This is a genomic window from Melghiribacillus thermohalophilus (assembly GCF_004342905.1).
Classification (GTDB): domain Bacteria; phylum Bacillota; class Bacilli; order Bacillales; family Alkalibacillaceae; genus Melghiribacillus; species Melghiribacillus thermohalophilus.
Window position 1 is genome coordinate 63,621 of the sequence record NZ_SMAN01000011.1, and the last position, 21,088, is coordinate 84,708.

The following is a 21,088-nucleotide window of genomic DNA, read 5'->3' on the forward strand; positions in this document are numbered from 1 at the left end:
ACATGGCAAACAAACGGGCCCTGATCAGTGTATCCAACAAACAGGGCATAGTGGAATTTGCAAAAGGACTGGAAGCCTTAGGAGTTGAAATGATATCAACCGGTGGAACAAAGCGCCTTCTAGAAGAGGAGGGAGTAGCCGTCAAAAACGTATCGGATGTGACGGGCTTTCCAGAAATCCTGGACGGCCGGGTGAAGACCCTTCATCCAGCCATACACGGTGGACTTCTGGCTGTGCGTGATTCAGCCAAACACCAGCAGCAGCTTGAGGAACAGCACATTACCCCCATTGATTTAGTGGTTGTAAACTTATATCCATTCAAAGAAACGATTTCAAAACCGGATGTTTCCTTTGAAGACGCCATTGAAAACATCGATATTGGCGGTCCGACCATGCTCAGGTCGGCAGCGAAAAATCATGAGTACGTCACCGTGGTGGTCGATCCGGAAGATTACGGCCGTGTGCTGGATGCCCTCAAACAGGGAGATGTATCCCGAGAAGAAAGGCGCCGGCTTGCAGCCAAAGTGTTCCGTCATACAGCCAATTATGACGCCATGATTTCTCAATACTTTACCGAACAGACTGGTGAAGCGTGGCCGGAAAACTTCACGATAACCTTTGAAAAGGCACAGGATCTTCGCTACGGGGAAAACCCCCATCAGCAGGCTGCATTTTACAAGAATCCATTTACCACAAAGGGATCCATTGCGTCCAGCCAGCAGCTGAATGGAAAAGCTTTGTCCTATAACAATATTAACGATGCGGATGCAGCCCTGGCCATTGTAAAAGAATTCAAGGAACCGGCTGCTGTTGCGGTCAAACATACGAATCCATGTGGGGTCGGAACCGGTGAAACGTTGTTTGAAGCTTACGAACGGGCCTATGAAGCGGATCCAGTTTCCATCTTTGGCGGGATTGTCGCTGTCAACCGGGAAGTGGATGAACAGACTGCACTGAAAATGAAAGAAATTTTCCTGGAAATCATTCTTGCTCCATCCTTCAGCGAACAGGCTCTGGACATTTTGAAGCAGAAAAAGAACCTGCGCCTGCTGGAAGTAGATTTAAGCGAGACGGGTGCAAAGCCGGAACGTAAACTTACATCTGTTCATGGCGGTCTGCTGGTACAGGAAGAAGATGTATATTCTCTGGATCAGGCAGAAATCTCTATTCCTACAAAGCGGAAACCGACGAAGAAAGAATGGGAAGACTTGAAGCTCGCATGGAAGATTGTGAAGCATGTGAAATCCAACGCTATTCTGCTGGCGAAGGATCAGATGACAATCGGCGTTGGTGCCGGTCAAATGAACCGGGTAGGAGCCGCTAAAATTGCGGTGGAACAGGCCGGGGACAAGGTGAAAGGTGCTGTTATGGCTTCCGATGCCTTTTTCCCAATGGACGACACGGTGGAACTGGCGGGGAAAGCGGGTATTACCGCCATCATTCAGCCAGGGGGTTCCATCCGTGATGAAGACTCCATTAAAAAAGCCGATGAATACGGAATTGCCATGGTATTTACTGGAGTTCGCCATTTTAAACATTGATGGGGAGGTGAAAAGATGAACGTACTTGTCATTGGACGGGGCGGGCGTGAACATGCGGTTGCCTGGAAATTTTCCAGAAGTGAATCCGTAGAAGAGGTATTTGCAGCGCCGGGGAATGACAGCATGAAAGATGTGGCAACCCTTGTGGATATTCAGGAGACGGAGCATGAAAAGCTCGTTCAGTTCGCGAAAGAGAGAGGGATCGACCTCACCTTTGTAGGACCCGAGGCACCTCTTCTGGACGGCATCGCCAATACATTCCAGGAAGCAGGACTGACCATTTTTGCCCCGACAAAGGAAGCGGCTTTAATTGAAGGCAGTAAATCCTTTGCGAAAGACTTGATGAAACGATATCACATTCCAACAGCTGATTATGAGTCTTTTGACAACTATGAATCAGCTCGTGCCTACGTAGAACAGAAGGGTGCCCCCATTGTCATTAAAGCAGATGGCCTGGCAGCCGGGAAAGGCGTTACCGTAGCCATGACAAAAGAGGAAGCCCTTGATGCGCTGGAAGAGATGATGAGGGATAAAAAGTTTGGCGAGGCCAGTGAACAGGTGGTCATCGAAGAATTCCTGGATGGGGAAGAGTTTTCTCTGATGGCCTTTGTTCACGAGGAAAAGGTTTATCCGATGGTCATCTCCCAGGATCACAAGCGTGCCTACGACAACGACGAAGGACCGAATACAGGAGGGATGGGAGCCTATTCTCCAGTTCCCCAGATCCCACAGAAAATGGTCGACGACGCCATTAAAACGATTCTAAAAAAAGCGGCCCGTGCCCTCGTGAAGGAAGGCCGGCCATTCACCGGCATTTTATATGGTGGACTAATTGCGACAGCGGATGGGCCTAGGGTCATTGAATTTAACGCCCGTTTTGGCGACCCTGAAACCCAGGTGATTTTGCCAAGACTGAAAAACGATCTGGCCCAGGTTCTGCTGGATGTGATGCAGGGGAAAGATCCAAACCTTGAGTGGACAGAGGAAGGGGTCATCGGGGTAGTACTCGCGTCAAAGGGCTATCCAGGCTCCTATGGCAAAGGAAAGCCGATTCAGGGGCTGGATCAGCTCCATGAAGATACGCTTGTGTTCCATGCAGGTACAAAGGAATCCGAAAGCGGTTTTGTCACGAACGGTGGACGGGTATTGCTGGCCGCCCGCATGCATAAAGACTTAAACAAAGCCAGAGAGGAAGTATACCAGGAAATGGAGAAATTATTCTCCGATGATGTCTTTTATCGCCGGGACATTGGTCAACGTGCTTTCAAGTAGATCATACAATAAAAAAGAATCAAGTTTGACAGCGCAGTGACTGACGACTTTCAAGTGGAATGGACCATGAGGGAGCTGCGTGAAGATTTTCAGCCGGTCGTCTGGGCAGGGGGATCATTCAAAAGCTTACCGTAAACAGGAGTTTTTGAGCTTCCCCTTTACTTTTTCAGGAGGGAAAAGGAATGGAAAATCCAATCATTCTGGACGGAAGAAAAGTTGCTCAGGACGTCAAAGATCGCTTAAAGCCACGTGTGGAATATTTAAAAAAGAAGGGAATCCATCCATGTCTGGCAACCATTCTGGTAGGAAATAACCCTTCTTCCGCCACTTATGTGCGCATGAAAGGAAACGCCTGTGAGCGATTGGGTATTCGCTCCAAACGGATTCATCTGCCGGAAGAAACTTCAACGGAAGAGCTTTTACATGTCATTCATGAACTAAACGAAGATCATTCGGTACACGGCATTTTACTGCAGCACCCGGTTCCAGCACACATCGACGAACGGGCAGCCTTTGAAGCGATTCACATTGATAAAGATGTGGATGGCGTCACAAGCATTGGTTTCGGTCAGACGGCCTTTCAGTTTGGCCGCTATCCATCCTGTACACCAGCTGCGATCATTCAGATTCTCGATTATTATCAGTTACCAATCGAAGGGAAATATGCAGTGGTGGTTGGAAGAAGTCCAATATTGGGAAAACCTGTATCGATGATGCTGCTAAACCGCAACGCGACCGTAACAACCTGCCACTCGAAAACTAAGAATCTCCCAGAGATTGTTCGTCAGGCAGATATGGTTGTTGCGGCTGTAGGTAAACCTAACTTTATTAAGGGAGAATGGATTAAAGATGGCGCCGTTGTGCTGGATGCCGGATACAATGAAGGCAACATTGGTGATGCTGACTATGAAACATGCCGGCCCCGCTCCAGTGCCATTACACCTGTTCCAGGAGGAGTAGGACCGGTGACCATATCCATGCTGCTGAAACATACCGTAGATGCAGCAGAAGCAAAACTGGCCGGTCAAACAAGGCACGTTTCCAATGCCTGAGTGGTTTCTGTTCTTTTAAACGTAGTAAATCGTACCAATAGAAAAAAGGACCACTGTTCTGTTTGCATCTAATCACTTATATCGTCGTGCAATGTATGAAATCGCATGAGGGTTGCTCCAATCAAGAAGGAGAGAACCCTCATGCCAAAATGATTTCTGCGAATGAATCCCTATAAAGATTAACCGATGTTTTCGTGCCCGTATAACAATCCTATCCATGAATCTATAAAAGAACTCTGTATGGGTTATTGATCTGCAGGTTTTTCATGATTTTGCAGAAACCTTTTTCATTATACACAATCCTTTTCGTAGGCCCACGCTCCAACCATATACCATCCCGGGTCAGTGGTTGTTTCAGCGCATTGTCCTAATTCCTGGTCACATCCGCAGTCGTCATATCCAAAGACAGCATAGCATCGATCATGTGCACGGCAGCAATTGTCTAAGTCATTAATCGGAGTACCCCCGCCAACGCTTCCATTATCTCCACAATCAGCACCGCAATGACGATAATAATAGAAACCAGAACCTGGATCACCAAAAACCAGGCATCCTTCCCACCACTCTTGAGAAGTGATTTGATTTTCATTACCAGTACCAAAAAAGTCAAAATAGGACTCTTTATAGGGTAATTCAATCTGTTTTAAATCCTCTCCATTTCGTATTTCTAACCGTTTAATCATCTTGTGGCTGCCATGGCCAGAGGAAAAGTGAGCGGCAACTTTTTCAATTGAAGAAGTGTTTCGCTTTTTAGAAACTTCAATAACGGATTCTTTATCAAAATAAATGAATAAAGCTTCAATGTCTACATTTCCTTTATTTTCATATAACAGGGTAAGGTTATATCCTTTAACTTCAAAAATATCATCTGTTTGATGTTCAGACTGTAATTGATTGATTAACCTTTTTGTTTCCTTTAAATGAATAGCTTCTTTTGTAAACCGTTCAATCCTGTCCTTTGACATCCTGTTCATTTTAACCTTCATTGATATCACTCCCCATATAATTTTTTAACAGCTAATTTTTTGGTTGATTTTAAGTCCGGTTAATATATAAAGAAGTAGATTCATGATGAATAACAACCTTCTATATGAAAATCAGGAAAATAGAAGAAGAAAAATCAGCTTCTAAAAAGTGGAATCATCGGAATTATGGAATTCGATCTCAAAAAAGTTAAAATTTTTTCGAGAAATTTATGAATCAATAACGTCTAATTCATAGAGGGAGTCACTGGGGGAATCGTATGTGCAAGAATAAAATTATTTCTGAATGGTTTGAGTTATATGGTGATGATATTTACAATTATGTCGTTTACCGTGTTGGATCGATGGATGTTGACGATATAGTTCAGGAAGTATTTATGAAAGCTCTCCAAAAATATGAGACCTTCCGTAAAGAATCTAATCCCAAAACATGGTTGATCAGCATAGCCAGAAATAAAGCTATCGATGAGATGAGAAAAAGGGGAACGAAATGGAGAAAAAACATGATGCCTTTTCATCAAAAATGTGAAATTCCTGATCACCAAACGCCTGAAAAGGTTTTACAGATGAATGAAGAGCATAGGGAATTATATCAGGCCATTCAATCGTTAAAAACAAACTATCGTGAAGTGATACTCCTGAGAGGTATCGAGGGATTCTCTATAAAAGATACAGCCAGTATTTTAGGATGGTCAGAATCAAAGGTTCGTTCCACCTATTATCGCGCTTGTAAAGCGATAAAAAATCAATTAAGGGGGCATATGGATGAATGAGGATTTGCACAAAAAAATACAGTCCCTACCCAAAGCCCATCTGTCTCATAAACAAAGGACATCTATAAAAAGGAATATAGAACAGAATACCTTATACGATTCTTGTGAACAACAACAAAGCTGGTTTGCACAAAGAGTGATACACGTTACGGGAATAGCAGCAATCCTAACGCTTGTATTCTTATCTTTTATGATTGGCGTAAACGTAAATCGTTCAGGCGACATCATACCTTTTGACAAATTTAAAATGGAAAATATCGAAAATCTTCAACTTGTCCATGATGGAGAGGAAACAGTCATTAAGGAACAAAAAGTCATTATCGATTTATTAACCATCATTTCTGATCATGATCTTTTCTTCATTGAGCTGACGGAAAGAGAACATCAAAAACTTTTAACTAAAGTTATGGAAGATCATGCAGAAAAGATTCATATCATTCTTTATCAAAACAAAGGACAGGGGAATATTCAGCAATATGCCTTTATGATCAGCAAAAATGGTGAAGTTGTATTAGAAACGATACACAATGGTTTTTCACGTAAGGGGTATAAAGCAGTTGGCAAACATAAAAATTTATATAAGAGGATAGTAGATTTTTAATTTCAAACAAATTAGCAGGAGGATGATGATGGGAAATAAAAAATTAGTGATGATCTTATTCATCATAGCGATTATTTTCTTGTTAGGCTATTTCGGTTTTATGTATTTTGTGAGGAATTTTCCATTTAACGGGTAGACTTGCTTACGGTAATTGACCCAGAAATACAAGAAATCTTTATTTTTCAATACACCATATCGTTCAGGGGTTGTTAAAGTCTTCAGTATAATTAACGTTACATTCCTGATGCAGAACGTATTTTAGTCGTTTTTGCAATTTTTGGGCTATGATGTGTGGTTTTGGTGTTCTGCAGCCCCCCTGGATATTCAACATTACCTTATACAGACCTGCAAAGGGGGGCTTTCAGGCAATTAAGATTTGTCCATGATATTTCATCCTGAATTTTCTTTGAATTGTTCTAACAGATCCCAAAATCCAGGAGTTGATTCAATATCATACTCCTTGATTGTAATGACTAACTTATATTTTAATTCTTGAGACAAATCCTCTCTTTCAGTATAATTTGTCAATGTCAGGGATTTTTTGATCTTAGGCTCAAATAAATCAATGAGCATCTGTAATGCTTGATTGTCTTCCTTGGACTTTTTTGCCAGATCATACAATGTATTATCCAACTTTGATCACCCCTTTCTTGAATGATGAATAACTTCTCCTAATTCAATAATCACTTTTTCTAGCTTCTCTAATTTTTTTTCAAATCGCAAAAATAAATAGATGGTAATGGCAATAGGAAAGCCAAAATTCCCTAAAACCATAATCCATTGGGGCATCTCCACAATCATTTTATTCACATCCATTTTGTTGAATAAACTCATGAATCTTCTTTAAAGCATTTTTGTGTAATTTCGAAATCGCCTGCTGGGATTTATTCAGTCTTTTCCCGATTTCCGTATTGGTAAATCCTTTGACATAGTATAGGTCTATTACTTCTTTTTGTTTGGACGACAGTTGACGAACTGCTTCATGCAACAGTGAATCCTCAATGTAATCTTCTATACTTGAACTGCGGATGATGTCATCCAGGTTAATTTGAGAATCAGTATCCTCTATAAAGTCGATCAATGAATCTTCTTCCATGTCATTGAGCGGCCGATTGATCGTAGGGGGAAATCGTTTTTTATTTCTTTGGAATCGTTTATCATAATTAATAGCGTTAAAATATAGGGTAGTAGAAACCAACGCAATAAATCTAGCACTGAAATAGTATTTTTTAAATTGGAGATCTAATTTTCTGCGGTTTTCTTCTGTGGGATTGCATATGGCATCTATAAATAATTTTTGGTTGGCTTTGTCTTTCAAAAAATTTCGAACCACCTTATGTTCAAAAAACAGTCGGTTATCATGAACAAACTGGTGGACTTTCTTCTCACATAAACTCTTATTTGTAAATAAAGTGTCTATTTGAGCTCACCACCTTTTTAAAAGTCACACATACGGAAACATACGTTCCATCATAATGTATAAAAAAACCCCAGTTTTTTGTTAGGAATAGGAATAGAAATGGTTTATTTTGAAGATAGCTTTATACAACTTTGCAGGATTTTACAGGATGTTTTTGCGGATTCTTCAATTAATTCGAATAAAAATTCACGTTCTTCTTCAGTTATCTCCTTTTCCAGGCATTTTGTAAAAAAAGCCTGTGATCGTCTGGCTTCACAAAAGCATTTGAATAATATATCCCTTCTATGATCATCCATATTTCTCCACCGCTTCCTTTGAAAGGTTTGCAGATAAATCCAATACTCTCATCGAAGGACCACGCATGGTAGTATGATCTGTTAACATTTGCTCTACTTCAGAAATTGTTGGTTCTTTATTATATTTATTTTTCAATTCTTGAATGAATATTGCAATAGCCCCAGAAACGTGAGGGACTGCCATTGATGTTCCCGAAAGGACTGTGTAATTCCCCCTCGAAAAAGTGGAATATATACCTGAACCCGGTGCATATATATCAACAAACTTATTTGTATTTGAATAGTCGGCAACATCTCCTTGTTTATCCATAGCTCCAACTACAATAGGTTCAGAATAAGCTCCCGGATAGCGAAATTCATCCGTTTCTATGTTCCCATCTCCGTCATTACCAGACGCTGCCACTACTATAATTCCTTTATTAACCGCTCTCTTTATGGCATCGTGCAATTGAGAAGTGGATGTTTTTATTCCAAGTGAAAGAGAAATGATGTTTACCTTTTCTCCGTTTAATCCTCTCCAATCAATAGCATAATGAAGACCATCAATAAGATGCTGGATTGAACCGGTTCCGTATTTGTCTAATACTTTCACAACGAGAATTTTTGACTCAGGTGCAACACCAATTAATCCATAACCGTTAGATGAGCCAGCTAGAGTTCCTGCAATATGTGTGCCATGACCATTTAAGTCTTCAAAAATTCCGATATCCCCGTTAAAATCATCTGTGAAATTATACCCTCCTATAATTCGATCTCTTAAGTCAGGATGGCTGATATCGCATCCAGTGTCTAATATTGCAGTAATTACCCCTTTCCCTTTATAACCTTGATTCCATTTAGTAGTGACATTAATTTGAAGTAAATTAGGCGGTATTTTTTCTTTAAAGGAGGATAGAAAGACAATTGTTGTGGGTAGTAATCTTACATCACTCATACTTTCACCCCTTTTTTAAATTATAAAGAAATAAAAAAAAGGAAAAGTACAACCTTCTTTATGAAAAAATAGAAAAAAAAACCTTTATAGCATGATATTTACTATAAAGGTCTTCATCATAAACTCTAACATATTTGATTTTGCTCTTTTCAGATTGATAACTGTCAAATATTCATGAACCTAAAGGAAAAAATCCATTGTTAAGACCGTAGTGGTATCACACTAGTTACTTAATCCCCATATCAGTAAAACAATGAGACGATAGGCAATGAATATGACAATGACGATGGCTGAAATCCACATGATGATTTTGCTGCCTGGTTGGTTTCTTTTGGCAAATGACAATATAAAAGATAGGGCAAATCCTGCTGTAAACATATAGAGCCATGTACGGTTGTTCAAGAAAAAGTCGACATCAAACGCAAACAAGCCCAGAGCTAACAAGGATAATCCAAACACAATTCTCATCAGTATGTTCATATGGTCCTCCTTAAAATTTTCTTTTAATTAAACCCCAAAAAACCAGGCCAATGATCACGGTTAAGGACATTAATGTTGTGATACAGACCCTTAACAAAGTGTAATCAATCGGTTTTAATCCCGTCATAAACATAATTAGTGCTAACCCTGCTAACATAAACACAAAAAGAAAACGAAACAATTTATATTCCATATATTTTGTTCGTTCATCGTTTCCTTCTTTCGTTATAAGAAAAAGAAGTATGACGAATGTGAAGAGGGCAATCACTGACAGAACATTTGTGACGGTGGTTAGGGTTTCCACTATGATTCATCTCCTTCCGATAGGTCGTACTGAAAAACATCATCAATCCGTACACCAAAGGCAAAAGCAATTTTAAAAGCTAATGTTAAAGAAGGCGTATATTTCCCTTTTTCAATAGATATAATCGTTTGTCGGCTGACACCTACTTTTTCAGCCAATTTCTTTTGTGTCATATTGTGTTCGGCCCTTAAAACCACAATCCTGTTGGATAACTTCCCCATCATGGTAACCACAACCTGTTCGTTTGAGTAAAGTTTACTTAACCTATTGTAAAATAAAGTTTACATTAAGTCAAATAAATTTTACTAATTACCTTTTTTTAGAGAAAAATAAAGAGCTGCATTTTCGTTCAGTTGCAGCTCTTTGAGAATCATATATGTTATATGAACATGTTTTTTGATATCCCTTTTTGATTTAATAAGGGCACCCACAGAATGAGTATTCTTCCCCATTAACAGATGTGTAAAATTTAAGGCATTCAGGATGGTCTATGCAACACTCACGTACCGGCCCACAAAACCCCTGTAAAGTTACTTCTCTATCTTTTTTGTTATTGTCATTGATTTTGCTCATAATTTATTTTCACTCCTCTTTCCGTTTTGTGTTTAACAATAATCAAAAACAGTCCGAATGATTCCAACATTAGTTGGATAATCATCCTCATATTGAGCAGCACAATCCAAAAGAACATTATCACATTCACAGTCCCCATACCCGAATGTGGCATAACATCTATCGTGTCCTCTGCAGCATTCATCTAATCCATTTATGGGCTCTCCCCCTCCGTATCGAAGGCCATCACCACACCCTGGACCACAATGATTATAAAATTCTGGGTAATCGTATAAACAAACGGTCCATCCCTGAGCATTGATGGAGTTCTCAATTTCTCCAGGTGTGTATGAAGGATCATTTGCTCGATCGATAACCAAAGGTTTTTCCAGTTCGTTTTCATATGGCTTCTCGAGATATTGCCTCAATTGTCCGTTTTTAACCATAAATCCTTTTAATAACTCGTTCCCATTTTCTTTGACGACCATTCGTCCACTAACTACTGTTTTCATTTCATCGTTCAGTTTGTTCTTATCAAAGCGAATATTTACTTTATTATTTGCAAATGAAAGAATGATATATTTGCCAACAATAACCTTTCCTTCATCGACAACTTCATCGAAATGATATGCTAATCGAACGATATATTCTGAATCATCAAAGAATATCAACTTGTTGAATTCAGATTTTAATTTTTGGAAATCAGGGTTTTTGCGCATTTCTTCAATAAGATTTTGTAATTCGGTTCCTTTCATGATCCCACCATTTGATAAGTTTAGCATTTGTTAACCGCCTTTCCTTTTTTATTAATAGAAAGAATTATGTTAGAGCAAGAGTTTTTCTAGTTTTGCCTTGTTGAAACCTAAAACCTTATGTTCCTCTGACCCTGTTTTTATAATCGTAAATGGGGTACCCCTGGCTCCAAATTTAATAAGTTCGGAGCGATGTTCTTCGTTATTTTTAACATCTTTGATGGTGTAATGGATGCCATTTTTTCTCATCCAGTCTAGTTGTTGTTTGCAAAACCCGCATTGTTCGTTTGTGTATATGATAATTTCTGAGACAGGTTTCATACATAACACCTCCTTGTACTATATAAAGTGGTGTTTTGAGGTAGAGATACAACCTTTAGCCATTTTTTTTAATCAATCATCCACACCTTATACGGAAGAAATCATTTGAACCGAGTTCATCTGAATCTAATTTGCCTGAAGAAAAAGCTTAAAGTTGAGTAAGAATTTAATACGAGTCTAAAGACGGATAAACCATTCATTCATTTATTCAATGAACTTTTCATCAAGTACATGATGGTAAAAAAATGAAATTAAACTCTCTGGGAAATCATTATACGAGAAGAGGGTGGTCACACAATGAAACGCTGCGTGAGCGCTGATATTCGCGATGGGGGTAAAATAAAAAAGTAAAACTTCATATTTTTTATGAGAAGAGAACCGGAAACTGATTAACCGGCTTACTGATCAAATCACCTTAAATGCCGTTCTGTATGAACTAAAACGAATCTCTTAAAAAAAATACAGCCCGTTAATCGTGAATAGCATGAGGTCATTTTTTTCGGGGGTTCGCTTTACATGAACCAGTGGTCAACAGATATAGTCAATGATCTATTGACGAATTCAATTTTATTCAATGATCCAGAGGCTAAAGAAATATGGTAAACAGGAGATAATTTGAGAGATGTGGGATCGCTTTCCTATACGTTGTCAGTAATCAGAATGACTCCTTTGATCAGTTTCTCGTATGATTGATGAAGGAAGTTTCAGCAGGAAAATAGGTAGAGGCTAAAATGATAGCTTGCACAGATGGTGTCCGTTATTTGATACAATCGTCTGTGTTCTAAAAATTAGACTTTCTGATTTACTGTGCCATTCTATCACATTTTGAGATGCGTTTACGAACTGAAAAGTATTATGGGATACTATTTCTTCTTTATTGGGTTCTATTATTAAGGTCTGCTCCATATTAAACCAATGATAAATACCCATAATACATAAACGGTAACAGAAATGATATTCAACCACATGGCTAATGTGATTAACCATCCAGACTCTTTCATTCCTTTACCAATGAAAGCAAAAATTGAACCTAATAGCCACAAAAAGATTAGAAGGTACCCATTTGGGTCTTTCGAAAACATAAGTACGATACTAAGTATCCATGACACCAGTGACAAATACTTAAACAACACCATCTCTCCTTTTTATTACTTTTCAGGAAATATATATAAATAATACCATATACGAAAAATGAATACCATAAAAAAAAAGATGCTGAATTTATGTTCAGCATCTTTAGAAAATTAATTTTATTAACATAACCATCCTCGCGGTTCGAAATAAGTGTTAATTTGTAGCCATGTCCAATAATCCTGATTTTGATATGGATCAATACAATCAGCGAGTTCCTTGTCACAACATTTATCTCCTTCACCAAAAATATGCCAGCAACGATCATGGGCACGGCAACAATTGTCAAGATTATTAATTGGTGTTCCTCCCCCCAGGGAACCGTAATCCCCGCAACCGGGGCCACAATGTCTGTAAGTTTTACCTGCATCTTCATTCTCCAGGCAGAATGTACCATCAATCCAATCCAAAGCCTGATCTTTGATTGTTTTGTCAGGAGAATAATTTGGATTAATCGGTAAGTCAGAAAGTTTTGGTTCCATTTCAAGTTCTCCATTGTATTCCTTTATAAAAGTTGGCAAAACTTCGCCTGATTTTACTTTAAACCCTTTAAACACTTGACCTTCTACAACTTTACCAGTGAAAGATTCATGAACGTGCTCAAAATCATCCACTTTAATATAAGAAATGGATAAAGTTTTCTCAGAGTTTAGTAAGGTAACGGCTTTGACATTCGTTAGTTTTCCTTCAAAATTAATTTGGTAGGAACTGGAGGCGATCACATTTTTCAAACATTTCAAAATGAAGCACCAATAAAAAGGACACCTTTTTTATACAGTTAAAGAAACTACAGCATAACCGTATCGGAGGTATCCTTATGTTTAGGAGTGAACCAAATTGAGAATATGTCATCGGGAATCAGCTGGTTACCTATTGTCAATACTGCACAGAGACAGAAAAGACAACGATTTTTTATTACTGTTGTCTAGTTACGGCTCAAACTCTTTTTTATTCTTTTATTTTAACTTTCCTTACAAGACTTGTAATGAAGACAATAAGACGGTGGCAGAATGTAAGTAAACCACAAATACATTCCATTTATATCTCCTTACCACTTAATATCTATCCGTGGTTACTCCGAGAAATTCAGCTTTTATGATCTTGTTTTTCATTAATGTGGACAATTCCACCAGGACTGGAGTAATTATCAGTCTTGAAGTACCAGATAGGGTACCATATTTTTTGTGGAAATGTCACCATGGAGCCAGGTGAATTCGTCATTGACCGGACTGGGGTTACATAAAAAAACAAAGCCCGTCACATTTGCGGTTCAGAAAAGAAGAAGATGCAGAATAAAGGGGCTGTCCCGTAAGACGTATGGGTCTTAGAAACAGCCCTTTTTATCTGATGACACCAAACTCAAGAACATGAGCAGGATTTATGGCTGTCAGAGCACAAATCCCATTGAGTGAAAGCGGATTGATCCCGATCGGGAGAGCAAATGTTCTTTGTGTAACAGTTGCTGCCAGAAAAAAGGGGAACATCCTTTTTCGGAATTCATAACTGCTGATAAGGCAAAAGCTGATTCGTTTATCTCTTATTTCGGTTCCGGGACACTGGCAGGCGAATCCGCCAATTCCATATCTGGATTATGATCTAAAAACCAGTTCATGGAGAATTCGTTTTTAAACAATAATACGGGACGGCCCCGGTAATCATGGATCAGCATGCGAGTATCGCTTCGGGTATCTTTATCCGGCACTTCCCCTTTTACGACCCAGCGGGCCAGCTGATAGGGCCAGCGTTCCATTAACAGATCAACGCCATATTCGTGTTCCATGCGATATAGGAACACATCAAACTGGAGTTGCCCGACTGCGCCCAGAATCGTTTCCTCAAATTTCGGGGTGCGATACACCTGAATGGCACCTTCCTGGGCGAGCTGCTCGATGCCCTTTACATACTGCTTATGTTTCATCGCATTTTTCGGGCGGATTTTAGCAAAGTGCTCCGGCGGGAACATCGGGAGACGGCCAAAATCAAAGGTGTTTTTGCTGCCGCAGATCGTGTCCCCAATCTGGTAAACCCCGGGATCATACAGTCCGACGATATCCCCTGCATAGGCTTCTTCCACAGCGGCTCTGGAATCTGCAAAAAATTGCTGGGGCTGGGACAGCTTCATGGATTTTCCGGTGCGGTGCAGCCAGGTTTCCATCCCCTTTTCGAATTTTCCGGAACAAATCCTGAGAAAAGCTACCCGGTCCCGGTGTGCCGGGTCCATATTGGCCTGAATTTTAAAAATAAATCCGGAAAACTCCTCATCATCAGGATGAACCGTTCCTTTTGAGGATTGACGGCTTGCCGGCGGGGGTGCCATTCGTAAAAAGTGTTTCAAAAACGTCGGCACTCCAAAGCTGGAAATAGCACTCCCGAAAAAGACGGGGGTCTGCTTTCCCTTCATCACCGCATCGAGATCAAAAGGATTGCCTGCCTCATCCAGAAGCCTTAAATCCTCAATGAGCTGATCGATGGTGGCTTCATCGGTATTGTTGGAAAGCTGAGCCTGTAACTCCTCGTAGTCGCTCACTTCCCGGGATGTTTGCTCATCCCGGTCTTCACCGTAATACTCAATCGTCTTGTCAGAGCGGTCATAAACCCCCCTGAATGTGGGACCCATGCCAATCGGGTAGTTCATCGGGGTAGACTCAATGCCGAGCACCGCTTCAATTTCTTCAAACAATTCTAGCGGCTCTTTTCCATGGCGGTCCAATTTATTAATAAACGTAAAAATCGGGATGCCCCGTTCGCTGCAGACCTTAAACAGCTTAATGGTCTGGGGTTCCACACCCTTTGCTACGTCCAGAATCATGACAACACTGTCTACGGCCATCAGTGTACGGTAGGTGTCCTCACTGAAATCCTGGTGACCGGGTGTATCTAAAATGTTGATTTTATAGCCTTCGTATTCAAATTGCATCACACTGGATGTAACGGAGATTCCCCGCTGTTTTTCAAGCTCCATCCAGTCAGAGGTGGCAAACTTCGCTGATTTTTTGGCTTTAACCGATCCGGCGGTGCGGATGGCTCCTCCTAATAGGAGCATTTTTTCGGTCAATGTTGTTTTACCGGCGTCCGGATGTGAAATAATCGCAAATGTACGCCGTTTATTGACTTCACGCTGTAAATCGTTCATATACGATCCCTTTCTCGTGGTCGATTTATTCGTTTATTACGTTACCATAAATACAGCTGATATGGAATGAGCAAATTATAGGGAGCCATGTTATCTTTCTGTAATGAACAACGAAGTATTTCCGGTTGATTTCCAGCTGAGGCTTTGGGGAAAGTACTTACAGCCCATTCACTGGATTCTGAACCTTTTCAATAAAACACCTTGACATTGTGGCGCTAAATATTATAATATAGCCTATGGCATTTTATTATCAAATCCACGATTAGCCCCGGAAACTATTCGTGTTGAGATATGATAATAAGGAACGTGAGCAAAAGAATTAGGAGGGAAACGGATCATGCGCACAACTTTCATGGCAAATGAGAACAATGTTGAGCGTAAGTGGTATGTTGTGGATGCAGAAGGCCAGACTCTTGGTCGTCTTGCAAGCGAAGTAGCAGCGATCCTTCGCGGCAAACATAAACCAACTTATACTCCGCATGTCGATACTGGAGATCACGTGATTGTAATCAATGCTGAAAAGGTACATCTGACTGGAAAGAAGCTGGAGAACAAAATTTACTACCGCCACTCCAATTATCCAGGCGGTCTGAAACAGCGTACGGCATATGAAATGCGTACGAACTACCCTGAGCAAATGATCGAGCTGGCTGTTAAAGGCATGCTTCCAAAAGGACCACTGGGACGCAAAATGGCGAAAAAATTGCATGTCTACAGAGGCGCTGAACATAAGCACCAGGCACAACAACCGGAAGTTTACGAACTTCGCGGATAATCATGAAGGAGGTTGACTAGAGTGGCACAAGTACAATACTACGGTACCGGACGCCGGAAAAATTCTGTGGCTCGTGTTCGTTTAGTTCCAGGTACTGGACGTGTAATGGTAAATAACCGTGATGCAGAAGAATATTTTCCATTTGAAACCCTTCGTCGTATTCTGAAGCAGCCGTTGGAAGTTACGGAAACAGAAGGAAGTTACGACGTGCTTGTAAAAGTGGAAGGCGGCGGATTTTCAGGTCAGGCAGGTGCAATTCGTTTAGGTATTGCCCGTGCTCTGTTAGAAGCGGACCCTGATTACCGCTCTGCCCTGAAAAAAGAAGGACTGCTGACTCGCGACGCACGTGTGAAAGAACGTAAGAAATACGGTCTTAAAAAAGCTCGTCGTGCCCCACAGTTCTCAAAACGTTAATAGAAACATTGATATATCAGTGTTTACAGAGCTTTTTTGGTTCAAGTTGGTTCAAATCAACTTGAACCTTATAAAGCACTTAACAGATTTAAAGCATCGGCATCTTGCTGATGCTTTTTTTTCTGGCATTAATTCCAGATAATAATTCTGTGTGGTTTGAATATTAATGTGACCTAATCGCTTTGATACATAAGCAATATCTATGTCTTGAGAAAATAAAAATGATGCGTGAGTGTCTCTTAAACCGTGAAACGTTGTTTTCTTAATATCTAATTTCTTCAGTAACTCTGCTAATTGTTCCGACTGTTTAAAACCGCCAAAGCTGAAAATATAACCATTCTCTTTAACAAATTTTACGAATTAGTTCATATACCTCTTTGTTAATAGAAACATCACGTTTTGCATTTTGTGTTTTTAATGAAGTATCATCAGAAGTAGGACTGATTGAATGTCTAACTTTTATTCCGTATTCATAGAGACTCTCTGGGCGTATTGCTAGCAATTCTCCACGTCGCATCCCCGTTTCTAATGCCAGTAATACAAGTAAGTTAAACTCGTCTTCTGGATGCTGTAAAACGTAATTACGAAGCTTTCTAAAATCGGTGATAGATAATGCTTTATTCCGTTTAGGTGGATTCTCTCCACGTGTTTTTACTAAACGTGCAAAATCATTTGCAATATAGCCACGAGCATATGCATCACGTAAAGATGTTTTTATTTTAAGAAGAACCTCATGTGTTGTTTTTCGTGAATGTGTCTTGGCATACTCATCAATCTTTTTCTGAACAACAATATCATTTAAATCTTTTAATTGGATATCCTGAAATAAATTTCTAATAACTCCTAAAGTACGAACATAATTTTGAAATGTCGTTTCTTTAACATCATTTACTTTTACAAGATAAATCCAATTCTCGAAAAAATCCGCAAATGTTGTTGTTCTGTGAGCAAGTTCTTTTCCTTCTCCTTTCGCTAATTCCATTTCTAAAGCCCAAAGTTTTGCTTCCTTCTTAGTCGGAAATGTTTTAGTTAGTTTTTTGTGTTCTCCATATTTGTACAAAGAAATTTGTGCTCGATATGACTTTCCTCTTTTTACAATACTAGCCATGCTATCAATCCCTTTCAAAAATAAAGTTGATAGATGCTAGTTGAATACATCTGTATTGTATTCTGAAACTAACATCTTATCAACTGTCGACATTTTAAACGGAGTGTTTTTCGATAAAGTGTATTAAAGATTTCATTGTGTAGCGTTCACGCTTACCAATCATGAAACGATCTAGCTCTTCATGTGGGCGAATATATTTATCAAAAGACTTTGGGTCTATACCTAAAAAATCTGATGCTTGTTCCCTTGTTAAAAGATATGGATATTCCTTTGTAGCCATGTTTATACTCATGTGGCATCATCTCCTTTATGCTGAGATTTAATTTTAAAATTTATTTAGTTCTTTTAGTGCCTGTTCAGCATCATATTTGATTTGTCCTAAAATATCTTCTGGTGTATAGTAGCTATTTTGGTAATCAGAATGATTATCCGTTTTATTAATCGTTCCTTTACCGTTCTGGAAAAAGTCTACTATTTCGATAATGTGTTGTATATGTTCTTTTAATTTTGGAGAACTCATTTAAATATCATCCTTCCCATGGCTTACCTTCTAATTGGTAAAGTGCCTTGTATTTATTTAACCAAGATATATGGTCATCATTGGGTTCGAATTCTTCATAGTACTGTTTATATAAATAATCAACTAATTCTTTTGCTGTGTTGCCTCCCCATATTTGTTGAACTTTCCACAATGTGGGGAGTAGACCAGACCCCTTAATTAAATGGTCTATCGACTGTTCTAATAAGTTATTTCGTGGAGATGGTGATTCAAAGTGAAAGTTCTTTTCATCTAACAATTCAAGCATTAATCTAGTTATCTTATGAGGTCGATTAGAATTAACATAAAAGAACATGTAGCGATCAAGTAGAGAACTAATAATTAAATTTTTAAGCTGTTCATCTGTACTACATTCTTTAATTGCATCTGTTAATTGATGGGCGTAATCACCTGAAAACTCTGCTTCAACACGTGTCCAGTCATCCACTTCTTTAGCGATATGGCGCATGTGTTTCACGACAGTTGTTCCTCTTTTTTATCATAAATGCGTAAATGCACTTTTGTATTTCTGCTTTTTGCCCCGATATACAATGTTTGTGCTTGAAAATCCTTCGATATGTCGGACACTTTCGAGTTGTTTCTTTTGTATGGTTTTTCTTTGTTGTCATCAATAACCTTTTGTAGGTAACTTTTATTAGTACTTGCCATAGCGCAATTCAGTCCTCTTTTCTTCAATTGAGCGTTTTAATTTAGCAATATCAATACCTTCATTAATAAAGTCACAACAGATATCAATTCGTGAAAGTCTAAAACTATATTCATCCGAATCAATCATTTTTAAAAAGGTGTGTAAATGAATAGGTTCATTAAATTCTGCTTCATATCGCTTTCGATACTCATGCCATGCATATGCACTATATTTGACAATCACACCCATTTTCGTAAATGCCTCATGATAAGCAATACAGAAATAAAAAGGTGCATTGATGAATGAGTAACCTATTGTGTAGCCTTCTGGTAGCTTAACGTCAGCTTCACCGAAGTTGTCAAATAGCTTATGCATCTTAGATTTAATCAAGAAGGTACTTATTAGACTTTTTGCTACCCAGTCACGCCATTCATCAAAGTCAAACACGCCTGTTGTTTGCAATACGAGTGTAAATTGGTCAATATCTGGTTTAATCATGTTCTATTCACTCCTTTTGCTTAGAAAACTTTAGGTAAAGTTTTCTTGGTGTAAAAGCCTATAAGAATAGACTTTGGTGTGGGTTTTGCTCCTGACTGGAGCTGGGGTGATTACCTGCACCCCAGCTCTCCTAAAGGTGTAAAGCACGGAGCGGAACCTTCCCCGTCTGAACGACGGGTCTCCTTCCGCTCTTTGTGCCGTCGCTCCTTAAGGAAAAGCTAGGTGCTTCAATTCAAAAAGCTACAGTAAGGAACGGTCAACAACCGTGGCTTGTCTGCACTTGCTAGCCCTGGATAACTGTAAATCCCTTGACCAGCAGTAAATTGAACTGGAGGTATATCCACACCAGAAGAAAACAGAGTTCTATAGGTTTGCTCATCACTATCACCTAAAGCAATCTTCAAAACGAGCTGTTCTCTAATCGCTGTTGGCATCGTCTGTGCGTTCATTTGTTGCGTAGTGACCCACAGAATACAACCTAGTTGACGACCCATGAAAGCAACATCAGATAGTATGCTATCGACTTCATCACGCTCTTTTTTTGCTAAAGTCTTCCATGATTCTCTCAATGACCCGAACTCATCTATAAGCAGGATTAAAGCAGGCAAACCAGCATCCTTATACGTTTTGTTTCGATTTGATATGAAAAAGTCTTGTAATTCATCTTGTCGTTTTTCCATACGCTCATGAAATTGTTTAATCAATTCAATCGCATTTGTTTTGTCGGCAGTCCGTTCATCACCAACGGTACGTTTAGCCATTTGGTAAACATCCGTTCGCTTAGGGTCAATGATGAACAACTCATGCTTAACCTTTTTCGACAACACTTGTTCAACCACCATTTGGATAAAAAAGGATTTACCACTACCTGTTTGCCCCACCAATCCAAGGTGATGTAACGGTACAGTTGCACGCTCATCTAAGCGTAAGGCGTAATCGTCTGCTGTTTTGTTTGACCAAACAATCAAGTCACTTGCTGATTTAATCTTTAGTTGTTTATGTGAATCAACTGAATAAAATTCGTAAATATACCAGTCGCGATCTTTAGATAAGTACTTGCGCTCACTCACATAACCTTTTAAAGCTGAATCAATCCGCATATCTTCAAGTTTCTTGTCGAATTTAATTGTATTATTGATCAAAACTTTTCCTGACTTTCTTGTTCGATTATCATCAAATGTTATCTTGATTTTTGGTAAAGTAACTAAACGATTGTCAAACTCGCGTTCATCCTCAAATCTCGCATCTTTGATATGTCTTCTGATTCGCTTTGTCATAAAATAATAATGCAGAGAAAAAAATAGACCAAACCACAGTTTATTGCGAATAGACCAATTAACAAGCAAAGTAACTACAATCAGACTAACAGGAATCAAGAAGATATTTGATTCAATTTGTGGAAGCTGTATTATCGTTATTTGCTCAACAATCAATGGATACAGATTATAAAAGAACAACCATAAAACGGGTTCTCCGCAACAAAATGTGCTTGATTCTTCCTCTATCGTATGATTGCTTTCAAATGCTAGGCTGGTTGCTGACATTCCATGCGAATACGCAT

26 protein-coding genes and 1 riboswitch are annotated in these 21,088 nt (G+C 39.3%); of the genes, 7 read left to right on the top strand and 19 right to left on the bottom strand.

All coding sequences use genetic code 11. The features are described from left to right. Window positions 1-2 precede the first annotated feature (2 nt). The 3 genes from purH (at window position 3) to EDD68_RS09035 (ending at window position 3,865) form a co-directional block, all read left to right on the top strand. Entirely contained in the window at window positions 3-1,541 is a 1,539-nt protein-coding gene (gene purH / locus EDD68_RS09025) for a bifunctional phosphoribosylaminoimidazolecarboxamide formyltransferase/IMP cyclohydrolase (protein ID WP_132371921.1), read from the top strand. 15 nt (window positions 1,542-1,556) lie between these two features. Then, entirely contained in the window at window positions 1,557-2,813 is a 1,257-nt protein-coding gene (gene purD, locus EDD68_RS09030) for a phosphoribosylamine--glycine ligase (protein ID WP_132371922.1), read from the top strand. A gap of 26 nt (window positions 2,814-2,839) precedes the next feature. Further along, window positions 2,840-2,927: riboswitch (ZMP/ZTP riboswitch) on the top strand. Between the two features lie 68 nt (window positions 2,928-2,995). Then, on the top strand, window positions 2,996-3,865 hold the full coding sequence (locus EDD68_RS09035) for a bifunctional 5,10-methylenetetrahydrofolate dehydrogenase/5,10-methenyltetrahydrofolate cyclohydrolase (protein WP_132371923.1): 870 nt from the start codon (window positions 2,996-2,998) through the stop codon (window positions 3,863-3,865). A 290-nt stretch (window positions 3,866-4,155) separates the two neighbouring features. On the opposite strand, the gene EDD68_RS09040 is transcribed toward EDD68_RS09035, so the two are convergent. Next, window positions 4,156-4,851, bottom strand: coding sequence for a phospholipase A2 family protein (locus EDD68_RS09040; protein WP_132371924.1), 696 nt, complete (start codon window positions 4,849-4,851; stop codon window positions 4,156-4,158). 257 nt (window positions 4,852-5,108) lie between these two features. Between EDD68_RS09040 and EDD68_RS09045 the strand changes: the two genes are divergently transcribed. Both EDD68_RS09045 and EDD68_RS09050 read left to right on the top strand, forming a co-directional pair. Beyond that, window positions 5,109-5,621 (top strand): RNA polymerase sigma factor, encoded by a 513-nt coding sequence (locus tag EDD68_RS09045; protein WP_132371925.1) that lies wholly within the window; start codon window positions 5,109-5,111, stop codon window positions 5,619-5,621. Then, window positions 5,614-6,222 (top strand): hypothetical protein, encoded by a 609-nt coding sequence (locus EDD68_RS09050; RefSeq protein ID WP_132371926.1) that lies wholly within the window; start codon window positions 5,614-5,616, stop codon window positions 6,220-6,222. The genes EDD68_RS09045 and EDD68_RS09050 overlap by 8 nt, the downstream gene beginning before the upstream one ends. A gap of 390 nt (window positions 6,223-6,612) precedes the next feature. On the opposite strand, the gene EDD68_RS09055 is transcribed toward EDD68_RS09050, so the two are convergent. The 11 genes from EDD68_RS09055 to EDD68_RS09110 all read right to left on the bottom strand — a co-directional run bounded on the left by EDD68_RS09055 (window position 6,613) and on the right by EDD68_RS09110 (window position 15,545). Next, entirely contained in the window at window positions 6,613-6,855 is a 243-nt protein-coding gene (locus EDD68_RS09055; protein ID WP_132371927.1) for a helix-turn-helix domain-containing protein, read from the bottom strand. Window positions 6,856-6,861: 6 nt separating this feature from the next. Then, window positions 6,862-7,038, bottom strand: coding sequence for a YvrJ family protein (locus EDD68_RS09060; protein WP_243646812.1), 177 nt, complete (start codon window positions 7,036-7,038; stop codon window positions 6,862-6,864). Next, window positions 7,025-7,540 carry a sigma-70 family RNA polymerase sigma factor gene (locus EDD68_RS09065; protein ID WP_165902122.1) on the bottom strand — a complete coding sequence of 172 codons (516 nt, stop codon included), beginning with the start codon at window positions 7,538-7,540 and terminating at the stop codon, window positions 7,025-7,027. Before EDD68_RS09065 ends, EDD68_RS09060 begins: the two co-directional genes overlap by 14 nt. 390 nt (window positions 7,541-7,930) lie before the next feature. Continuing rightward, on the bottom strand, window positions 7,931-8,872 hold the full coding sequence (locus tag EDD68_RS09070) for a S8 family peptidase (RefSeq protein ID WP_132371929.1): 942 nt from the start codon (window positions 8,870-8,872) through the stop codon (window positions 7,931-7,933). 222 nt (window positions 8,873-9,094) lie between these two features. Next, window positions 9,095-9,352: a hypothetical protein gene (locus EDD68_RS09075; protein ID WP_132371930.1), complete on the bottom strand. Its 258-nt coding sequence runs from the start codon at window positions 9,350-9,352 to the stop codon at window positions 9,095-9,097. A 303-nt stretch (window positions 9,353-9,655) separates the two neighbouring features. Beyond that, window positions 9,656-9,880, bottom strand: a complete 225-nt coding sequence (locus EDD68_RS09085; protein WP_132371932.1) for a helix-turn-helix transcriptional regulator — start codon at window positions 9,878-9,880, stop codon at window positions 9,656-9,658. Between the two features lie 381 nt (window positions 9,881-10,261). Then, a complete protein-coding gene (locus tag EDD68_RS09090; protein WP_132371933.1) occupies window positions 10,262-10,990 on the bottom strand; it encodes a phospholipase A2 family protein in 729 nt (242 codons plus the stop codon). Between the two features lie 42 nt (window positions 10,991-11,032). Next, entirely contained in the window at window positions 11,033-11,281 is a 249-nt protein-coding gene (locus EDD68_RS09095) for a glutaredoxin family protein (protein WP_132371934.1), read from the bottom strand. 890 nt (window positions 11,282-12,171) lie between these two features. Continuing rightward, window positions 12,172-12,390, bottom strand: a complete 219-nt coding sequence (locus tag EDD68_RS09100) for a hypothetical protein (protein WP_132371935.1) — start codon at window positions 12,388-12,390, stop codon at window positions 12,172-12,174. A gap of 144 nt (window positions 12,391-12,534) precedes the next feature. Beyond that, complete coding sequence (locus EDD68_RS09105; protein ID WP_132371936.1) at window positions 12,535-13,143, bottom strand: phospholipase A2 family protein; 609 nt, start codon at window positions 13,141-13,143, stop codon at window positions 12,535-12,537. An 806-nt stretch (window positions 13,144-13,949) separates the two neighbouring features. Next, window positions 13,950-15,545: a peptide chain release factor 3 gene (locus tag EDD68_RS09110; RefSeq protein ID WP_132371937.1), complete on the bottom strand. Its 1,596-nt coding sequence runs from the start codon at window positions 15,543-15,545 to the stop codon at window positions 13,950-13,952. Window positions 15,546-15,882: 337 nt separating this feature from the next. On the opposite strand from EDD68_RS09110, the gene rplM reads away from it, so the two are divergent. Further along, window positions 15,883-16,320 (top strand): 50S ribosomal protein L13, encoded by a 438-nt coding sequence (gene rplM / locus EDD68_RS09115; RefSeq protein ID WP_132371938.1) that lies wholly within the window; start codon window positions 15,883-15,885, stop codon window positions 16,318-16,320. A gap of 21 nt (window positions 16,321-16,341) precedes the next feature. Next, window positions 16,342-16,734 carry a 30S ribosomal protein S9 gene (gene rpsI, locus EDD68_RS09120; protein WP_132371939.1) on the top strand — a complete coding sequence of 131 codons (393 nt, stop codon included), beginning with the start codon at window positions 16,342-16,344 and terminating at the stop codon, window positions 16,732-16,734. Between the two features lie 51 nt (window positions 16,735-16,785). On the opposite strand, the gene EDD68_RS15540 is transcribed toward rpsI, so the two are convergent. The 7 genes from EDD68_RS15540 to EDD68_RS09155 form a co-directional block, all read right to left on the bottom strand. After that, the gene (locus tag EDD68_RS15540) at window positions 16,786-17,064 is read right to left on the bottom strand and encodes a tyrosine-type recombinase/integrase (protein WP_341540275.1); all 279 of its coding nucleotides are present in this window, start codon (window positions 17,062-17,064) and stop codon (window positions 16,786-16,788) included. Between the two features lie 13 nt (window positions 17,065-17,077). Next, window positions 17,078-17,842, bottom strand: coding sequence for a tyrosine-type recombinase/integrase (locus tag EDD68_RS09125; protein WP_243646813.1), 765 nt, complete (start codon window positions 17,840-17,842; stop codon window positions 17,078-17,080). A 94-nt stretch (window positions 17,843-17,936) separates the two neighbouring features. Beyond that, entirely contained in the window at window positions 17,937-18,122 is a 186-nt protein-coding gene (locus tag EDD68_RS09130) for a MerR family transcriptional regulator (RefSeq protein WP_029744010.1), read from the bottom strand. Window positions 18,123-18,167: 45 nt separating this feature from the next. Further along, window positions 18,168-18,362, bottom strand: coding sequence for a hypothetical protein (locus EDD68_RS09135; protein ID WP_101728781.1), 195 nt, complete (start codon window positions 18,360-18,362; stop codon window positions 18,168-18,170). Between the two features lie 7 nt (window positions 18,363-18,369). Beyond that, complete coding sequence (locus tag EDD68_RS09140; RefSeq protein ID WP_234944046.1) at window positions 18,370-18,849, bottom strand: hypothetical protein; 480 nt, start codon at window positions 18,847-18,849, stop codon at window positions 18,370-18,372. 186 nt (window positions 18,850-19,035) lie between these two features. Continuing rightward, window positions 19,036-19,527 carry a hypothetical protein gene (locus EDD68_RS09150; RefSeq protein ID WP_002320477.1) on the bottom strand — a complete coding sequence of 164 codons (492 nt, stop codon included), beginning with the start codon at window positions 19,525-19,527 and terminating at the stop codon, window positions 19,036-19,038. Window positions 19,528-19,754: 227 nt separating this feature from the next. Continuing rightward, on the bottom strand, window positions 19,755-21,088 hold a 1,334-nt coding region (locus EDD68_RS09155), incomplete at its 5' end, for an FtsK/SpoIIIE domain-containing protein (protein WP_207902565.1).

Coding starts and splice junctions, on each gene's coding strand:
- purH (WP_132371921.1), top strand. CDS start 3: ATGGCAAACAAACGGGCCCTGATCAGTGTATCCAACAAACAGGGCATA.
- purD (WP_132371922.1), top strand. CDS start 1,557: ATGAACGTACTTGTCATTGGACGGGGCGGGCGTGAACATGCGGTTGCC.
- EDD68_RS09035 (WP_132371923.1), top strand. CDS start 2,996: ATGGAAAATCCAATCATTCTGGACGGAAGAAAAGTTGCTCAGGACGTC.
- EDD68_RS09040 (WP_132371924.1), bottom strand. CDS start 4,851: ATGAAGGTTAAAATGAACAGGATGTCAAAGGACAGGATTGAACGGTTT.
- EDD68_RS09045 (WP_132371925.1), top strand. CDS start 5,109: ATGTGCAAGAATAAAATTATTTCTGAATGGTTTGAGTTATATGGTGAT.
- EDD68_RS09050 (WP_132371926.1), top strand. CDS start 5,614: ATGAATGAGGATTTGCACAAAAAAATACAGTCCCTACCCAAAGCCCAT.
- EDD68_RS09060 (WP_243646812.1), bottom strand. CDS start 7,038: ATGGATGTGAATAAAATGATTGTGGAGATGCCCCAATGGATTATGGTT.
- EDD68_RS09070 (WP_132371929.1), bottom strand. CDS start 8,872: ATGAGTGATGTAAGATTACTACCCACAACAATTGTCTTTCTATCCTCC.
- EDD68_RS09075 (WP_132371930.1), bottom strand. CDS start 9,352: ATGAACATACTGATGAGAATTGTGTTTGGATTATCCTTGTTAGCTCTG.
- EDD68_RS09085 (WP_132371932.1), bottom strand. CDS start 9,880: ATGATGGGGAAGTTATCCAACAGGATTGTGGTTTTAAGGGCCGAACAC.
- EDD68_RS09090 (WP_132371933.1), bottom strand. CDS start 10,990: ATGCTAAACTTATCAAATGGTGGGATCATGAAAGGAACCGAATTACAA.
- EDD68_RS09095 (WP_132371934.1), bottom strand. CDS start 11,281: ATGAAACCTGTCTCAGAAATTATCATATACACAAACGAACAATGCGGG.
- EDD68_RS09110 (WP_132371937.1), bottom strand. CDS start 15,545: ATGAACGATTTACAGCGTGAAGTCAATAAACGGCGTACATTTGCGATT.
- rplM (WP_132371938.1), top strand. CDS start 15,883: ATGCGCACAACTTTCATGGCAAATGAGAACAATGTTGAGCGTAAGTGG.
- EDD68_RS09125 (WP_243646813.1), bottom strand. CDS start 17,842: ATGGCTAGTATTGTAAAAAGAGGAAAGTCATATCGAGCACAAATTTCT.
- EDD68_RS09130 (WP_029744010.1), bottom strand. CDS start 18,122: ATGGCTACAAAGGAATATCCATATCTTTTAACAAGGGAACAAGCATCA.
- EDD68_RS09135 (WP_101728781.1), bottom strand. CDS start 18,362: ATGAGTTCTCCAAAATTAAAAGAACATATACAACACATTATCGAAATA.
- EDD68_RS09140 (WP_234944046.1), bottom strand. CDS start 18,849: ATGCGCCATATCGCTAAAGAAGTGGATGACTGGACACGTGTTGAAGCA.
- EDD68_RS09150 (WP_002320477.1), bottom strand. CDS start 19,527: ATGATTAAACCAGATATTGACCAATTTACACTCGTATTGCAAACAACA.